Here is a 16,582-nt window from a genome sequence, read left to right on the forward strand (position 1 = left end):
ATGTAGGAGCGAGCTAGCTCGCGATGCGCCGCGCGGGCGGCGCTCGATCTCCGCCCCACCTGCAAGCCCAAGACAAGCACTTAGCCGCCTTCACCCCATCCCCGACTTTATCGTCGCGTGTAACGCCCGCTACGCAGGACTGATCGTGGTCCAGAGGCTCGTCAGCCTGTGCACCTTTACCGGCAGGGACTGCTCAAGTGCAGTCAGTACGCGGTCTGTGTCCGCCAAGGGAAAAACGCCCGTTAGCGGCAGGCCGGCGATGGTCGGGTCACAGCGCAGCATGCCGCGGCGATGGCGAGCCAGTTCGGTGACGAACTGCCCCAGCGGCATGCGTTCGGCGATCAGCCTGCCATCGTGCCAGGCGATGGCGTTGAGGTTCGCGGGCGCGATGTCACCGAACCGGGTCGCGGTAAACCAGCAACCTTGTCCGGCTTGCAGGCGCGTGGCGCGGGCCTGACGCGGGCGCAGTTCCAGCGCGCCCTCGAACAGATCGACCTGGCTTTTGTCGCCACGTTGGTACACGCAAAAGCGCGTGCCCAGCGCCTGGATTTCCCCTGCGGCGGTGTCCACGATCAAGGGGCGTTGCGCTGGGTCATGGCCGCTGTCGAGCAGCAACTCCCCCGCGAGCAGGCGAATGCGTCGCTCGCTCGCGCTGAACAGGATATCCACCGCGCTACCGCTGTTCAGGCTAAGCCGGCTGCCATCGGCCAGCGTGCGCTGCAGGCGTTCGCCCGTACCGCTGCGCAGGTCTGCGGTGGCCTCGCGCCAGGGTAGTTGCGATTGGGCAAGGTAGCTGCTGCCCCCGGCCAACAGCAGCGCGCCGAGCAGTTTCAGCGTCTGCCGGCGGCGCGCATCGGGCAGCTCACGCAGCACCGCCAGCGCAGTATCTGTGGGCACACCGCTCAGGGTGTTTTGCAGGTGCTCCAGGCGCTGCCACGCACGATCATGTTCCGGGTCTGCAGTGCGCCATTCAGCGAAGCGACGCTGTTGTTCCTTGTCCAGCTCGCCACCCCATTGCAGCATCAGCCAATGGCTGGCCTGCTCGACGATGGCAGAGGCGACGGGCGCTTCGCTGGTGGTTTTCATTCGGCGTACAGCACCTGATAGCAGGCGGTGATGGCGCGCAGCATGTACTTTTGCACCGAACTGACGCTGACCTCGAGGCGCTCGGCGATCTGGCTATAGGTCAGCCCTTCGAACTGCGACAGCAGAAACGCCTCGCGCACCTTCGCGGGCATGCTGTCGAGCATGGCGTCGATCTGCATCAGGGTTTCGATCACGATGGCACGGGTTTCCAGCGACGGGGTTTCTGGCTCGGGCAGGGCGGCGAGGCTCTCCAGGTAAGCTTGCTTGATACGTTGGCGGCGCCATTGGTCGATGACCAGGTTGCGGGCGATCTGCGCCAGGAACCGGCGCCCATCGCTCTGCGCCGGCAGGCGCCGTGTCACCAGCAGGCGCAGGAACGTGTCTTGCGCGATATCTGCGGCCCGCTCACGATCACCAAGGCGCAGACGCAGCCAGCCTTGCAGCCAGCCGTGGTGGTCGCGATACAGGCTATCCAGTGGTTGCAACGGGGCGTCAGTGGGCACTTTCCTCTTCCCATGAATGAGTTGCAGATAGGAATGAGTTGCAATTGTAGTGGGGCGAGGGCGACTTTGGAAACAGCCGATGCAGGAATCGGCTGAACTGCATCCTGGCGCGGCTCAAACCGCTCAGCCGACGGGTATCAACCACGGGGTGGCCTTTTAGCCCTGGCAGGCAATACTTCTGTGTATACGCAGGCGTGTTCCTGGTGGCGCGCGCCGCTGGGAGGTGTCAGGTGAACAAACTATCCATTGTGGGTGCCGGCTTGGTCGGCGAGGCGGCGGCTCAGGTCATCGCCCGGGATGAGTTGTGCCATGAGTTGATGTTGATCGATGTGCAGGGTGAGTTGGCACAAGGCAAGGCGCTGGATATCTGGCAGGCGGCGGTCGAATCGGGTTCCGATACCCGGGTTCAGGGCGGGGCCAAGGCCGAAATGCTGGCGGGGTCTGACCTGGTGGTGATTACGGCAGGGGTGCCGCGCAAGCCTGGCCAGTCGCGCCAGGATGTATTGAGCATCAACCTGCCCATTCTCGACGGCATCCTGCTGGACATCAAACAGCATGCGCCGGCGGCGACCGTGTTGGTGGTGTCGAACCCCGTCGATGTGCTGACCTATCGTGCCTGGTCGCGCAGCGGGCTGGGCCGCAACAAGGTGTTCGGGCAGGCGGGGGTGTTGGATACCGCGCGCATGAAGTGTTTCATTGCCGAGGAAACGGGGTTTTCCGCTCGGGACATCACGGCCCTGGTGCTGGGCGGGCATGGCGACAGCATGGTGCCGCTGATGCGCTACTGCGCGGTCGGGTCGGTGCCATTGGCGCACTTCCTGTCCAGTGAGCAGATAGAGCGCATCGTGCAGCGCACCCGCCAGGGTGGCGGCGAGATTCTGGGGCTGAAGAAGCTGGGCAGTGCCTGCGACGCGCCGGGCGTGGCCATTGCGCAGATGGTGGATGCGATCGCCAATGGGCGAAACCGCATTTTGCCAGCGGTCGCGGTGCTGGAGGGCGAGTACGGGCGCACAGGTATTGCCATGGGTGTGCCTTGTGTACTGGCCGGGGAGGGGATTGCGCGGGTCATCGAGTTGCCGCTGGATGCGCAGGAGCAGGCGATGTTCGACCACTCTGCAGACCAGGTGCTGCGCGATATTGCTGAAATGAATGCCTTGTGAGCAGGGCATAGGCGAGCGCAAGGGGAGATTGGCTATTGCGCTTCATGGCTTGCGCTCGCCCCGTTGTAAATGAAAACCCTTATCGTTAAAGTCAGCCGCTTCGCCCCCACCGGTATCGACCCCGAGCATGAAGACCGAAGAGCTGGAGCTGGCTTTCAAGACCCATGCCGGGGAACTGCGCTCATTCCTCTACCGGCAGCTTCGCAACACCGACACCGCCGCCGACCTGGTGCAGGAAACCTACCTGCGCATGCTGCGCCAGCCCCCGCAGGGCCCGGTGCTGAACCTGCGCAGCCTGTTGTTTCGCATCGCCCGCAACCTGGTCATCGACCACGCCCGCAGCCGGGGTACGCGGGGGCAGCATGAAGAAGGCATGGCCTACCTCTACGAAGTGACGGGCGAAAGCCCCGAGCCGTTCGCCGAGGTGGCGGCGCGGCGGGAGCTGGCGTCGATGGCCGAGGCGTTGAAGCGCCTGCCGCCGCGTTGCCAGGAGATTTTCTTGCTGTGCCGCCTGGAAGGGGTCGCGCACAAGGAGGTCGCCCGGCAGTTGGGGGTGTCTGTCAGTACGGTCGAGAAGCAGCTGGCCATCGCGCTGGACTTTCTTGCCCACAGCTTGCAACGTTGATGGCCATGCACAAGCCTGCCGCCTCCCTGAACCCTTCACCTGACGTGCGCCGCATGGCGCAGGGTTGGGTCGTGCGCCTGACCTCGGGTGACGTCCGGCCGGGTGATGTCGAAGCGGCGCGTGCCTGGTGCGCGCAGGCGCCGGAGCATCAGCAGGCGTTCGTCGAAGCGCGCCGGGTGTGGGCGTTGAGCGGGCAGCTTGTGGCGCCGGTACGCCGGCGGGCGCCGGCCCGGCCGTGGGCGTTGGCCAGTGCGGCGGTGCTGGCGCTAGGGGTGGGGCTTTTGCTGGCCTGGCAGGGGCAGTGGGGCGCGGACTACCGGACCGGGGTAGGGGAGCGCAGGGTGGTGGCGTTGGCCGACGGTTCGCGCATTACCCTGGATGCGGAGTCGGCGGTGGATGTCGAGCTCAGTGCCCAGGCCCGGCGCATCACGCTGCGCAAGGGTGAAGCGCTGTTCGATGTGGCGCATGACCCGGCGCGGCCGTTCCAAGTGCGGGCAGGCGAAGTGCAGGCCACGGCGCTGGGCACGGTGTATGCCGTCCGCCGCGAGGGCGAGGCGGTGGAAGTCGTCGTCAAGCGCGGGCGGGTGGCGGTCACGGATGCACTGGACCGGGTCGAGCTTTCGGCGGGCGAGGCCATTGGCCGCAAGGCGGATGGGCTGGGGGCCAGGCATCGGCTGGATGTGGACAGTGCGTTGGCCTGGCAGGAGGGCCGGCTGGTGTTCGAGCAGGCGCCGCTGGCGCAGGTGCTCAAGGCACTGGAGCGCTACCGGCCGGGGTGGTTGCTGATCGGGGATGAGCAGTTGCGGGGGCTGAAGGTCAGCGGCACGTTCCAGCTGGACCGGCTGGATGAGGGGTTGGCGACCTTGGAGCAGGCGTTTGGCTTGAGCATACGGCGGTATTCGGATTATCTGCTGGTGTTCAAGGCGCGTGGTTGAGTGGCCAGCGTGCTGCCTCAATGAAAATGATGTGAATTATTTTTACGGGTGATGCGAGGTCGTCCGTCTTCCCTCTACAAAAACGAATGCTTCGTATTTGAATAGGGGGGAGTGTTGATGTACCGAGCGCATTTTTGCAGGGCGTCGATTTCGTTGCTGTGTGCCTTGATTCCAGCCTTGGCCATGGCCGAGCCGCGTGACTTCGACATCGCGCCGCAGCCGTTGGCCAGTGCGCTCAATCGCCTGGCGGCGCAGGGCGGGTTGCAGGTGATCTTCGATGGCAACCTGGTGCTGGGCAAGAGCAGCCGTGGCATCAACGGGCGGCATGAGCCGGAGGCGGCGTTGTCGGCGCTGCTGCAGGGCAGTGGCCTGACCTGGCGCGCCACCGGCAGCGGCAGCGTCACCCTGGAGAGGGCCGCGCAAGCTACCGGGGCACTGGAGCTGGGCAGCACGTCGATCGTCGGCCAGGCCTACAGCTCGGCAAGCCCGGACGATGGCTACGTGGCCAAGCGCTCGTCGGTCGGCAGCAAAACTGACACCCCCCTGATCGAAACCCCGGCCTCGGTGTCGGTCATCACCCGTGAGCAGATCGAGGCCCAGCAACCCAAGACCGTGGCCCAGGCCCTGCGTTATACGCCCGGGGTCAACACCGAGCTGGCCGGGCCGCAGTTCGTCGTCGACCAGCTGTCCATCCGTGGTTTCCAGCAAGGCACCGGCCGTATGCTGCGTGACGGCACCCGCACCTTCTTGCCGGAGTTTCTCGGCTGGGACGCGCCAGAGCCTTATGGCCTGGAGCGCATCGAGGTGCTGCGTGGCGCCAGTTCGGTGCTGTACGGTGCCTCGGACCCCGGTGGCCAGATCAACCTGGTCAGCAAACGCCCCACTCAGCAGCCGTTGCATGAGGTGCAATTGCAGGCGGGCAACCTGGGCTACCAGCAAAGCGCCTTCGACCTGGGCGATGCGCTGGATGACGAGGGTATCTGGAGCTATCGCCTGACCGGCCTGTTCCGCGAGGCGGACGCCCAGACCGACCACATCACCAACCGCCGCCAGTACATTGCCCCGGCGCTGAGCTATCGGCCCAGCGCCGATACCGAGCTGACCTTGCTCGGCGAATACCAGAAGCAGACCGGCAACTTCGCCAATGCGCTGCCGGCCACGGGCACGGTGTTCCGCGACGCGCGCGGGCGGCTGGACCGCGACACGTATGTGGGCGATAGCGCCTACGACTTCATGACCAACGAGAAGACCTCGCTGGGTTATGTGTTCGAGCACCACTTCGACGAGGTGTGGACGCTGCGTCAGAACGTGCGTTACAGCTACTACCGCCAGGCCAGCAGCGAAATCGCCCTGTTCGGCCCGGCCGGCAGCGGCCAGTACTCGCGCTACAGTGACCAGCGCAAGGGCGATGGCCGGCTGTTCACCCAGGACACCCAGGTACAGGCCAACTTCGCCACGGGGGGGCTGGAACATACGCTGTTGACCGGGGTGGACTACAACAACGGCAAGTTCGACCAGGCCCAGTCGCTGGACTTCATCCTGCAAAGCTTCGACCCCTTTCAGCCGGTCTATGGCCAGCCGTTGAACACGGTCCCGTTCAGCCACGCCAGCTACCAGCAGAAGCTGTCCCAGACCGGTATTTACCTGCAGGACCAGGTGCGGGTCGACAACTGGGTCTTGCTGCTGGGTGGGCGTTATGACTGGGCCGCCAACCAGAAGGACGACCGCGCCCCGCAAACGCAGAAGGACGAGCAGTTCAGCGCCCGCGCCGGGCTGGTCTACCTGTTCGACAATGGCCTGGCACCGTACGCCAGCTACAGCGAGTCGTTCCTGCCGGTGATGGGCACCACGGCCGACGGCACCCAGCTGGACCCGGAAACCGGCAAGCAGTACGAGCTGGGTCTCAAGTACGAACCGCCAGGTGGCAACAGCCTGTATACCGTTGCCCTGTTCGAGCTGACCAAGCAGAACCAGACCGAGAACATCAACGGCTTCAGCCGCCAGGAAGGCGAGGTGCGCTCACGCGGCGTGGAGCTGGAGGCCAAGACCGAAGTGGCCCCCGGCCTGAACCTGATCGGCAGCTACACCTGGAACGACGTCGAGGTGACCCAGTCCGAACGCGGCAACAAGGGCAAGACGCCGTTCCGCACGCCAGAGCACATGGCCTCGCTGTGGGCGGACTACCAGCTGCAGGGCGGGCCGCTGGCCGGGCTGCGCCTTGGCGCAGGTGCACGCTATGTGGGCAGCACCTATGGCGATGCGCAGAACAGCTTCAAGGTCGACAGCTACGCAGTAGTGGATGCGATGGTCAGCTACCCGCTGGGCCAGCTGGATGCGTCGCTGAAGGGCGTGGAGCTGGCGCTCAATGCCAGCAACCTGTTCGACAAGGAGTATGTGGCGGGTTGCTTCAGTGACATGGGCTGCCAGTACGGGCAGCAACGTACGGTCTATGGCACGGTAACTTATAACTGGTAGTTCCAGTGGGAGCGGGCTTGCCCCGCGAACACCGGCTTAGCCGGTGCCATGCGGGTGAACCCGCTCCCACAGGCTTCGTGGCTGCTCTATCAGGCAAGGATCAGCGCACGAGCGCCGGCACGACGCGCACGTAAATCAACTCCCCCACCAACTCCACCAGCGTCTGGGTAATCACCGCCGCCGCCGCCAACCCGCGCAAGTCTTCTGGCAACGCCAGCGCCAGCGGCAGCACCACCAGCGAGTTGCGGGTGGACGCACTGAAGGTCACCGACCTCACTTCGGGCACCGGCAAACGCATCAGCCGCGCCGTGGCAAAGCCGATCAGCGGCGCCAGCAGCATGAAGCCGATGTACACCGGGATCACCGGCAGCAAGCGCGCCAAATCGTGGAGCACGGCAGCGATCTGCGAGCCGATCACCACCACCAGCACCAGTGCCATCGCCGGTACTGGCAGCCACGCCCAGGCGTCGTTCCATGCCGCTGCCACACGTGAGCGACGGGCGCTGGCGCTGGTCAGCACGGCGAGCAGCAGCGGCAACACGATCAACAGGGCAAACGCTTCCACGAATGGGGTAATGGCAATCGCCACCTCGTCGCCGTCACCCAACATCAACCCCAGGTACACCGGCAACAGCAGCAGTTGCACCAGCAACAGCACGGGCGTTGCGGCGAGTGTCTGGCGTGAGTCGCCTTTGCCGATATGGGTGAACACCACCACGTAGTCGATGCACGGTGTCAGCAACACCAACAGGGCACCGATCAGGATGGCCGGGTGCGCGACCAGGCCGCGGGTGATTGCCCATACCAGCAGTGGCACAAGGATGAAGTTGGCCACCAGCAGCGCACTGATGAAGCGGCGGTTGCCAAGGCCCTGGCGCAGGTCGAGAAAGGGGATCTGCAGAAACATCGCGTACATCAGCACGGCAATGGCAGGGGTGATCAGGGCTTGCAGGGGGTGAGCGGCGTCAGGGGCCAGCAGGCCGAAGGCCGCGGCAACCAGCACGGCAGCAAAGTAGAGCGGGATCTGGTGGGTTTCGAGTTGCTCTCTGGTCAAGGCAGGGTCCTGTGCGCGCTCGGTGGTCGAAGCGGCACAGGGTAATACGTGGGGCGCGTGCAGGCGATATCAAGTGTCGAGCCAGTCTACCCCGCGTTGTTCGATCAACAGGCTCAGGGTGCATGGCTGGGCCTCGGCATAACACGCAAGAAAGCCGCCGACAGGGTATAGGTTGTGAATTTCCAGAGGGTGGCCTTCGCTGCTGATCAACTGGATTTCGCGGCGGCCATCTTCGAGCAGTGTCAGGTCGAAGGCGCTGCCGGTTTGCGCATCGATCAGGCTCCACAAGCTGGGCTCCCTCGACTTTGAGGTTCTGAGAGTCACCTGCCCGTCGACGTTCGTGAACACGCTTTTACCCAGATGAGGGCCGCTGCGTACATACAGCCTGTAACCTGCATCGCTGTGGCGAAAGTACAGCAGCAGCGCACAGGGCGTGGCGCCCTTGTCGAACGTGATCAGCCCTGACTCCTGGCCGTGCTGCCAGTCTTCTTCCGTGCCGTTTAGCATGCCCAGCGCCCGGGCTCCGTCAAATGCCTGGCCCGGTGCATAGCGTGGTGTGACCAGGGTCACTGGCCCTGTGGTCAGGCAGTCCAGGCTGTTCACCGGTGATTCGGCTATCTGCAGGGTAGCCGTGAAAGAACGCGCTATATGATCCGCCATGGAAGGCCTCCGGTTTGGCGTGGGGGAGGCCGCAGGCTAGTGGGTCTTGGGTTGGGTACCCATCTGGAACAGGTTCCGCGAAGCTGCGCAAAACGAAAAAGCCCGGCACAAGGCCGGGCTTTTCACATCAGGCTAACGCCCATCAGTTGCCGTAAACCGGCAGCTTCTTGCAGATGGCCTTGACCTTCTCACGCACGGCGTCGATCACCGCTTCGTTGTTCAGGTCAGCCAGGATGTCGCAGATCCAGCCGGCCAGTTCCTTGCACTCGGCTTCCTTGAAGCCACGGGTGGTCACAGCCGGGGTGCCGAAACGCAGGCCCGAAGTGACGAACGGGGAACGTGGGTCGTTCGGTACCGAGTTCTTGTTCACGGTGATGAAGGCTTTGCCCAGTGCAGCGTCGGCGTCCTTACCGGAGATTTCCTGCTTGATCAGCGACAGCAGGAACAGGTGGTTCTGGGTGCCGCCGGAAACGACGTCGAAACCACGCTCGATGAACACGCTGGCCATGGCCTGGGCGTTTTTCACCACTTGCTGCTGGTACGCCTTGAACTCAGGCTGCAGGGCTTCTTTGAAGCAGATGGCCTTGGCGGCGATCACGTGCTCCAGCGGGCCGCCCTGGGCGCCCGGGAAGACGGCGGAGTTCAGCTTCTTCTCGATGTCGGCGTTGGCACGGGCCAGGATCAGGCCGCCACGTGGACCGCGCAGGGTCTTGTGGGTGGTGGTGGTCACCACGTCGGCGAACGGCACCGGGTTCGGGTACACGCCAGCGGCAACCAGGCCGGCAACGTGGGCCATGTCGACGAACAGGTAGGCACCGACCTTGTCGGCGATTTCGCGGAAGCGTGGGAAGTCCAGCACCTGCGAGTAGGCCGAGAAGCCGGCAACGATCATCTTCGGCTTGTGTTCGACAGCCAGGCGCTCGACTTCGTCGTAGTCGATCAGGCCGTTGCCGTCGATGCCGTACTGGATGGCGTTGTACAGCTTGCCCGAGGAGCTGACGCTGGCGCCGTGGGTCAGGTGGCCGCCGTGGGCCAGGCTCATGCCCAGGATGGTGTCACCGGCCGACAGCAGGGCCAGGTAGACCGCGGCGTTGGCTTGGGAGCCAGCGTGCGGCTGAACGTTGGCGTAGTCGGCGCCGAACAGCGCTTTGGCGCGGTCGATGGCCAGTTGCTCGACCACGTCGACGTACTCGCAACCACCGTAGTAGCGCTTGCCTGGGTAGCCTTCGGCGTACTTGTTGGTCAGTACCGAACCCTGGGCTTCCATGACAGCCGGGCTGGTGTAGTTTTCCGAAGCGATCAGCTCGATATGCTCTTCCTGGCGCAGAGCTTCTTGCTGCATGGCTTCGAAGAGCTCGGCGTCGTACTTGGCAATGGTCAAATCACGGCTGAACATGGCGGTCCTCAAGGATCGGGCTGAATTGGGGGGGCATTCTAACCGATTGCTTCGCGCCTGGCATATGAAGTGACGTCAAGTCGCGGACCAATGGGACTCATGTTGCAAGCCGCGCCCTGACTGGGCTGGAGTTGACTCTCAAGTCCGTTTTTTTTGCGGTTGGAGCGGGTGTTACTGGAACATGAACAGGGTCTCGTTGCTGAACTGCGCCTCGAACTGATGCGCCGGCATCGGCCGCCCGAACAGGTAGCCCTGCACCTCGTCGCAACCATGCTCGCGCAAGAACTCCAGCTGCTCATGGGTTTCGACGCCCTCGGCGATCACCGCCAGGTTCAGGCTGTGCGCCATGGCGATGATCGCCCGGGCAATCTGCGCATCCTGCTCGCCCTCGGGCAGGCCGTCGACGAAGGTGCGGTCGATCTTCAACACGTCGATGGGGAACTGCTTGAGGTAGTTGAGCGACGAGTAGCCCGTGCCAAAGTCGTCGACCGCAATGCTCAGGCCAAGGTTTTTCAGGCTGGCCAGAATCTGCAAGGCCTCGTTGACCTCACGCATCAGGATGCTTTCGGTCAGCTCCAGCTCCAGGCATGCCGGCGGCAGCCCGGTTTCTTCCAGGATGGTGGCAATGCGCGTGCCCAGCTGGCCGTCGGAGAACTGCCGCGCCGAGATGTTCACCGACACCTTCGGCACCCGCACCTTGGCCTTGTGCCAGGCCTTGAGCTGGCGGCTGGCTTCGCGCAGCACCCAGTCGCCGACATCCACCACCAGGCCCAGCTCTTCGATCACCGGGATAAAATCACCCGGTGGTACCAGGCCACGGGTCGGGTGGCGCCAGCGCAGCAAGGCTTCGGCGCCGGTCAGGCGCTTGCCGTCGCCGCTGAACTGCGGCTGGTAATAGAGGATGAACTCGTTCTGCTCCATGGCATGGCGCAGGTCGCTCTCCAGCTCCAGGCGTTCCAGGGCGCTGGCGTTCATTTCCGCCTGGTAGAACTGGAAGTTGTTCTTGCCGCGTTCCTTGGCGTGGTACATCGCGGTGTCGGCGTTCTTCATCAACTGGCTCAGCTCGCTGCCATCCTGCGGGCTGAGGGCGATGCCGATACTGGCGGTGACAAAGAACTCGCGATTTTCCAGCACGAAAGGCCGTACCAGGCTGGCGAGGATGTTCTCGGCCACATGAATGGCGCGGTTAAGGGCCATTTCACGGGTTGTGCGCGGTTGCAGCAGCAAGGTGAACTCATCGCCACCCATGCGCGCCACGGTGTCGTCGTCATCCACGCAGGCCAGCAGGCGCAGGGCCATGTCCTTGAGCATGCGATCGCCCGCGGCATGGCCGAGGGAGTCGTTGATCGGCTTGAAGCGGTCCAGGTCGAGGAACATCAGCACCACCCACGCCTTTTGCCGGTCGGCCTGCTGCAGGGCCGTGTGCAGGCGGTCCTGGAACAGGGTGCGGTTGGGCAGGTGGGTGAGAGCGTCGTAGTAGGCCAGGCGGTGGATGCGCTGTTCGCTGGCCTTGCGCTCGCTGATGTCGGTGAAGAAGCACACGTAGCTGGCCAGGTCGCCTTCGTCATCGAGCACCGCAGTGATGCCGACCCAGGCCGGGTAATGGTCGCCGTCACGGCGCTTGAGCCACACTTCGCCTTCCCAGCTGCCGCGCTGGTGCAGTTGCTTGACCACGTAGCGCAGGTGGCCTTCCTGCTGTTGCTCGACGGTGAGCATGCCGGGCAGTTGGTCGAGCACGTCGCTGACCGCATAGCCGCTGACCCTGCTGAATGCCTCGTTGGCCTGGACGATGTAGCCGGCCGGGTCGGTGATGAGGATGGCCGAGGTGGAGTGCTCGAATACCGTTGCGGCCATGCGCAGGTCTTTTTCGGCGCGGCGTTGCTGGCTGATGTCGCGGCCTACCCCGAGCACGCCTTCGAAGTGCTGCTGGTCGTCCCACACCAGCACCAGGCGCAGTTCGATCGGGATCTTGCGGCCATCGGCACGCAGGCAGTCGAACAGGAACAGTTGAGTCGGCAGTTGGCTACGTAGCTGGGCCAGTTGCTCGCGGTCGCCCATGGCATTGCTGACGCGCTCCATCAGGCTGTAGATGCCGGTCAGCTGGGCCGGGTTGGCGATGATCGATTGCCAGCCGTTGTCGAAGATCCACTCGGCCTGATAGCCCAGTACCGCTTTTACCGAGGGGCTGACGTAGTTCAGCTGCAGCTGGCTGTCGGTGGAGAAAATCACATCGCTGATGCTTTCGGCCAGCATGCGGTAGCGCTGTTCACTGTCGCGCAGCGACTGGCTGGCTTCGATCTGCACGGTGACATCCTTGCCCACGCCAATGATGCGCGTCACCAGGCCATCGTGGTCGCGGGTCAGCACCTGTTCGCGAATGTCGTAGCAACGCCAGCTGCCGTCGTGGTGACGGAAGCGCAACTGGCAGTGCAGTGGTTCGCTGTGGCCGGTTTCACGCTGATGCTGGCGCAGCGCCTGGAAGTGCGCGGCGTCTTCGGGGTGCAGCAACAATTCCCAGAACCGGTCGCCCATCTGCGCCAGCTCGGTGCGGCTGTAGCCCAGGGTCTGGCCGAGGTGGCGGTTGCTGAAGATCATGCGCTGGCTGGGCACGTCCTGCACGTAGAGCTGGTCGGGCACGGTACGCACCACGTCCGACCAGAAGCTCTCGCGTTCGAGCAGCGACAGCTCCACCTGCTTGCGGCTGGTGATGTCGCTGATGCTGAGGATCACCGCCTGGTAGTCGCGGCGCTGCAGCGGCAGGCGGGCCATCAGCCACAGGTGCAGTTCGCCGCCCAGCGGCGCCGGCAGGCGCACTTCCAGCTCCAGCAGCGAGCGTTGTTCGATCAGTGCATCGATCAGTTGCATGCCGATGCTGTCACGGCCATCGCCGCTGCCGTCGATCAGGCGCTGCCAGGCACCCTCGTGGCACTCGACATTGAGCAACTGGCGCGCCACCTGGTTGATCTCGGTGATCTTCAACTCCTGCAGCAGCGAGCGGCGCAGGTTCGGGTCCAGGGCCAGGCTGTGCTTGAGGGCCGCGTGATTGCGCAGGTGGTAGCGGTCGAGCTGGCCGGGCAGGCTGGAGAGGTCGAGCACGCACAGGGCAACGCCGGTGCCTTCGAAGATTTCCTGATATCGCCGGCGGTCTTCCTGTAGCGCGCGTTGGCGGCGGCGCATGTTGATCAACGCCAGCACCGGCAGCAGGGCACAAAACAGCACCAGCATGCACTTGCCGATCAGTGCCGGTAGCAACTTCTGCTGGGCCAGCTCGGCGTCGAACAGGCCGCGCAGCTGCCAGGTGCTGTTGTCGATGAACGCCAGCATCACGCTCTGCAGCGGCGCCGTGCTGGTCTGCGCAGTGGCATGGCGCTCCAGCACCGCGCCGCTGCGGCTGTTTTCCAGCAGCCACAGCGGGTGGCCCGGGTTGTCCAGGTGCACGGTGAGGGTACGGTAATACGCCTCGGACAGGCGCAGCAGCCAATAGCCGCGGTCCTGTTCGGTGGACTGGCGCAGCAACAGGTAGATGGTGCGGTTGTCTGCCGAGTTGGCGAAGAAGTAGGGGCGCCCCTGGTTCAACGTCAGCAGCTCGCCAATCAATGGGCGGTCTGGGCTGCCGGCCAGGCTGTCGGCGCGGATCTGCCCGCTGCTGTCCAGCCAGGCCAGGTCTCGCAGGGCGGGCAGGCGTGCGCGCAGGGTGTCGAGCAGGCTGGGCAGGGCGGCGGGCGTCGGTGCATTGACGTAGGGCTGCACCACATTCACCGCCTGCTGGGCTTTGAGCGCCATGTTCAGGCTGAGGTGGTCGGCAAGCTCCGCAGTGGCCTCCAGGCTTTGCTTGCGCAGGTCGGCCTGGGTATGGCGGAACTGGGCGAACAGCTGCCACAGCAGCAGGCCCAGCAGAATCAGGGCCAACAGGGCCAGCGCACCCTTGATCGACCCGCGCAGGGAAGCGGCGGGGGCCAGTGAAGCGGGACGCAGCGACGACGGATGAGTGAGATTGGTCAAGCGTTGGTCCTGCGATTGGGCTGGCGATGGCAGGGATTGATCATGCACGGTGGGTGCCGGTGTCTGGTTGCCAGACCGCGGTGGCGCACTATAAGGCCGGACACCCTAAACCGGCTAGCATGCCTAGGATTATGGCAAAGTGCCAGCCCGGTTGTCCGCTGGCGCTCGGCCTGCCGACGGTCGTGGTCGCGCCCCCGTGGTTCGGCAAGCCCCTGCAACCTGTGCGAGAATGCCGCCCGCTTCAATGACAACGCTTCGGAGATGTTCGGTTTTGGTTACTCACTTTTCCTCCAATGGCCTCGATTCCGCCTGTGGGCGCAGCAGTCAGACCCTTGTCAGCACTGCCGTGACCGAGGACGTATCCTGCAAGTCGTGCCAGCGTTCGCTGGTCAAACCCGAGGCGGCAGCCGCCTCGAAAAGCAAGGCCCCGTCGCTGGCCGAACTGCGCAAGACCGCCAAGGCGGCAGCACCGGTTGCGGCGGCGCCCATGGTGAAACAGCCGGCTACCCAGGCCGTCAGCAAGCCTGCCGCCAAGCCGGCCAAGGCCGCCGAGCAGCCTGCCCGCAAGGGCGGCTTCAGCGTCAAGTCTGCCTGGGCCGCGCGCCTGGCCGAGCAGGGTGGCGGTTGCCGGTTGCCGCGGGGCAAGGCCAAACAGCGTCACGTCTGAGCCTTTTCGGGCAATCGTGTTTGCTGGCCCATTCGCGGGGCAAGCCCGCTCCCACAGCAGCAATCGACCTGCAGGGGCGGGCTTGTCCCGCGAATGGGCCGTATAGCGGCCCCCTGTTGATCCCCCACCCGGCCCTCCTATGCAACGCCGCGCGTTGGCGTAGAATGGTCGACTTTGTTCAATGACACCCCGTAAACACATCCCCCTGGCCCATTGCCGGGGCGTTCGTCGATGTCTTTACCTATTTAGAGGGCTTGGTTTTGGCTCAATACGTCTACACCATGCATCGGCTGAGCAAGGTCGTGCCGCCGAAGCGCGAAATTCTCAAGAACATCTCCCTGTCGTTCTTCCCAGGCGCCAAGATCGGCGTGCTCGGCCTGAACGGCGCGGGTAAATCGACCCTGCTGCGGATCATGGCGGGCGTCGACAAGGAATTCGACGGCGAAGCCCGTCCGATGCCCGACATCAACGTCGGCTACCTGCCGCAGGAACCGCAACTCGACCCGGCCAAGACCGTACGTGAAGTAGTCGAAGAAGCGGTCAGCGTCATCAAGGACGCCCAGGCTCGCCTGGACGAGGTCTACGCGGCTTACGCAGAACCCGACGCCGACTTCGACAAGCTGGCCGCCGAGCAGGCCAAGCTCGAGTCGATCCTGCAGGCTGCCGACGGCCACAACCTCGAGCGCCAGCTGGACGTTGCCGCCGACGCCCTGCGCCTGCCGGCCTGGGACGCGAAAATCGAACACCTGTCCGGTGGTGAAAAGCGCCGTGTGGCCCTGTGCCGCCTGCTGCTGTCGGCACCCGACATGCTGCTGCTCGACGAACCGACCAACCACCTGGACGCCGACTCGGTGGCCTGGCTGGAGCGCTTCCTGCACGACTTCCCCGGCACCGTGGTAGCGATTACCCACGACCGTTACTTCCTCGACAACGTCGCCGGCTGGATCCTCGAACTGGACCGCGGCGCCGGTATCCCGTACGAAGGCAACTACTCGGGCTGGCTGGAAGCCAAGTCGGACCGTCTGGCGCAGGAATCCAAGCAGCAGAGCGCTCACGAGAAGGCCATGAAAGAGGAACTGGAGTGGGTGCGCAAAGGCGCCAAGGCCCGCCAGTCCAAATCCAAGGCACGTCTGCAGCGCTTTGAAGAAATGCAGTCGCAGGAATTCCAGAAGCGCAGCGAAACCAACGAGATCTACATCCCGGCCGGCCCGCGCCTGGGTGACAAGGTCATCGAGTTCAAGAACGTTTCCAAAGGCTATGGCGATCGCGTGCTGATCGACAACCTGTCGTTCGCCATGCCCAAAGGCGCCATCGTCGGCGTGATCGGTGGTAACGGCGCCGGTAAGTCGACCCTTTTCCGCATGCTGATGGGCAAAGAGCAGCCGGACTCGGGCAGCATCGAGATCGGCGAAACCGTGCAACTGGCCTGTGTCGACCAGAGCCGCGAAGACCTGGACGGCAGCAAGACCGTGTTCCAGCAGATCTCCGACGGTTCCGACCAGATCCGCATCGGTAACTACGAGATTCCGTCGCGCACCTACGTTGGCCGCTTCAACTTCAAGGGCGGCGACCAGCAGAAGTTCGTCAAGGACCTGTCCGGTGGTGAGCGTGGCCGTCTGCACCTGGCCCTGACCCTGAAGGAGGGCGGTAACGTCCTGCTGCTCGACGAACCGTCCAACGACCTTGACGTCGAAACCCTGCGTTCGCTCGAAGAAGCCCTGCTGGACTTCCCGGGCGCCGCGATCGTGATTTCCCACGACCGTTGGTTCCTGGACCGTGTGGCCACGCACATCCTGGCGTACGAAGACGACTCGAACGTGATGTTCTTCGAAGGCAACTACACCGAGTACGAAGCTGACCGCAAGAAGCGCCTGGGCGATGCTGCTGCCCAGCCGCACCGTGTACGGCACAAGAAGCTGGCCCAGTAAGCCCGTTTTGGATGCACAAGAATGGGGCCCTCAGGGGCCCCATTTTTGTGCCTGGCATGAAGGGGGTGGCACCCCTTTATGCCAGTGGCTT

12 protein-coding genes are annotated in these 16,582 nt (G+C 64.3%); 6 read left to right on the forward strand and 6 right to left on the reverse strand.

Going from position 1 to position 16,582, the window contains the following annotated elements:
• Nucleotides 1–129 precede the first annotated feature (129 nt).
• Both NP534_RS19695 and NP534_RS19700 read right to left on the reverse strand, forming a co-directional pair.
• Nucleotides 130–1,086, reverse strand: coding sequence for a FecR domain-containing protein (locus NP534_RS19695; RefSeq protein WP_274099800.1), 957 nt, complete (start codon nt 1,084–1,086; stop codon nt 130–132).
• Nucleotides 1,083–1,589: a sigma-70 family RNA polymerase sigma factor gene (locus NP534_RS19700; RefSeq protein WP_274099801.1), complete on the reverse strand. Its 507-nt coding sequence runs from the start codon at nt 1,587–1,589 to the stop codon at nt 1,083–1,085. The genes NP534_RS19695 and NP534_RS19700 overlap by 4 nt, the downstream gene beginning before the upstream one ends.
• A 230-nt stretch (nt 1,590–1,819) precedes the next feature.
• Here NP534_RS19700 and NP534_RS19705 point away from each other — a divergent pair, with 230 nt between their 5' ends.
• From NP534_RS19705 to NP534_RS19720, 4 genes are all read left to right on the forward strand, one after another.
• Nucleotides 1,820–2,749 (forward strand): malate dehydrogenase, encoded by a 930-nt coding sequence (locus tag NP534_RS19705; protein WP_274099802.1) that lies wholly within the window; start codon nt 1,820–1,822, stop codon nt 2,747–2,749.
• Nucleotides 2,750–2,876: 127 nt separating this feature from the next.
• A complete protein-coding gene (locus NP534_RS19710; RefSeq protein WP_274099803.1) occupies nt 2,877–3,374 on the forward strand; it encodes an RNA polymerase sigma factor in 498 nt (165 codons plus the stop codon).
• 5 nt (nt 3,375–3,379) lie between these two features.
• Nucleotides 3,380–4,309, forward strand: a complete 930-nt coding sequence (locus NP534_RS19715) for a FecR family protein (protein WP_274099804.1) — start codon at nt 3,380–3,382, stop codon at nt 4,307–4,309.
• 117 nt (nt 4,310–4,426) lie between these two features.
• A complete protein-coding gene (locus tag NP534_RS19720) occupies nt 4,427–6,784 on the forward strand; it encodes a TonB-dependent siderophore receptor (RefSeq protein ID WP_274099805.1) in 2,358 nt (785 codons plus the stop codon).
• Nucleotides 6,785–6,884: 100 nt separating this feature from the next.
• Here NP534_RS19720 and NP534_RS19725 read toward each other — a convergent pair whose 3' ends face one another.
• The 4 genes from NP534_RS19725 to NP534_RS19740 all read right to left on the reverse strand — a co-directional run bounded on the left by NP534_RS19725 (nt 6,885) and on the right by NP534_RS19740 (nt 13,896).
• Entirely contained in the window at nt 6,885–7,838 is a 954-nt protein-coding gene (locus tag NP534_RS19725) for an arsenic resistance protein (protein ID WP_274099806.1), read from the reverse strand.
• 69 nt (nt 7,839–7,907) lie between these two features.
• The gene (locus tag NP534_RS19730; RefSeq protein ID WP_274099807.1) at nt 7,908–8,498 is read right to left on the reverse strand and encodes a hypothetical protein; all 591 of its coding nucleotides are present in this window, start codon (nt 8,496–8,498) and stop codon (nt 7,908–7,910) included.
• Nucleotides 8,499–8,640: 142 nt separating this feature from the next.
• Nucleotides 8,641–9,894, reverse strand: coding sequence for a serine hydroxymethyltransferase (glyA, locus tag NP534_RS19735; protein ID WP_274099808.1), 1,254 nt, complete (start codon nt 9,892–9,894; stop codon nt 8,641–8,643).
• Nucleotides 9,895–10,065: 171 nt separating this feature from the next.
• Complete coding sequence (locus NP534_RS19740) at nt 10,066–13,896, reverse strand: sensor domain-containing protein (RefSeq protein WP_274099809.1); 3,831 nt, start codon at nt 13,894–13,896, stop codon at nt 10,066–10,068.
• Between the two features lie 271 nt (nt 13,897–14,167).
• Here NP534_RS19740 and NP534_RS19745 point away from each other — a divergent pair, with 271 nt between their 5' ends.
• Complete coding sequence (locus NP534_RS19745) at nt 14,168–14,563, forward strand: hypothetical protein (RefSeq protein ID WP_274099810.1); 396 nt, start codon at nt 14,168–14,170, stop codon at nt 14,561–14,563.
• Between the two features lie 260 nt (nt 14,564–14,823).
• The gene (ettA, locus tag NP534_RS19750) at nt 14,824–16,491 is read left to right on the forward strand and encodes an energy-dependent translational throttle protein EttA (RefSeq protein WP_027594531.1); all 1,668 of its coding nucleotides are present in this window, start codon (nt 14,824–14,826) and stop codon (nt 16,489–16,491) included.
• Nucleotides 16,492–16,582: the final 91 nt, after the last annotated feature.

Source organism: Pseudomonas sp. 39004 (assembly GCF_028682155.1).
Lineage (GTDB): Bacteria > Pseudomonadota > Gammaproteobacteria > Pseudomonadales > Pseudomonadaceae > Aquipseudomonas > Aquipseudomonas capeferrum.

Excerpts from the sequence above, each read along its gene's own strand:
- NP534_RS19695 (WP_274099800.1), bottom strand. The coding sequence starts at position 1,086 with ATGAAAACCACCAGCGAAGCGCCCGTCGCCTCTGCCATCGTCGAGCAG.
- NP534_RS19710 (WP_274099803.1), top strand. The coding sequence starts at position 2,877 with ATGAAGACCGAAGAGCTGGAGCTGGCTTTCAAGACCCATGCCGGGGAA.
- NP534_RS19715 (WP_274099804.1), top strand. The coding sequence starts at position 3,380 with ATGCACAAGCCTGCCGCCTCCCTGAACCCTTCACCTGACGTGCGCCGC.
- NP534_RS19720 (WP_274099805.1), top strand. The coding sequence starts at position 4,427 with ATGTACCGAGCGCATTTTTGCAGGGCGTCGATTTCGTTGCTGTGTGCC.
- NP534_RS19730 (WP_274099807.1), bottom strand. The coding sequence starts at position 8,498 with ATGGCGGATCATATAGCGCGTTCTTTCACGGCTACCCTGCAGATAGCC.
- glyA (WP_274099808.1), bottom strand. The coding sequence starts at position 9,894 with ATGTTCAGCCGTGATTTGACCATTGCCAAGTACGACGCCGAGCTCTTC.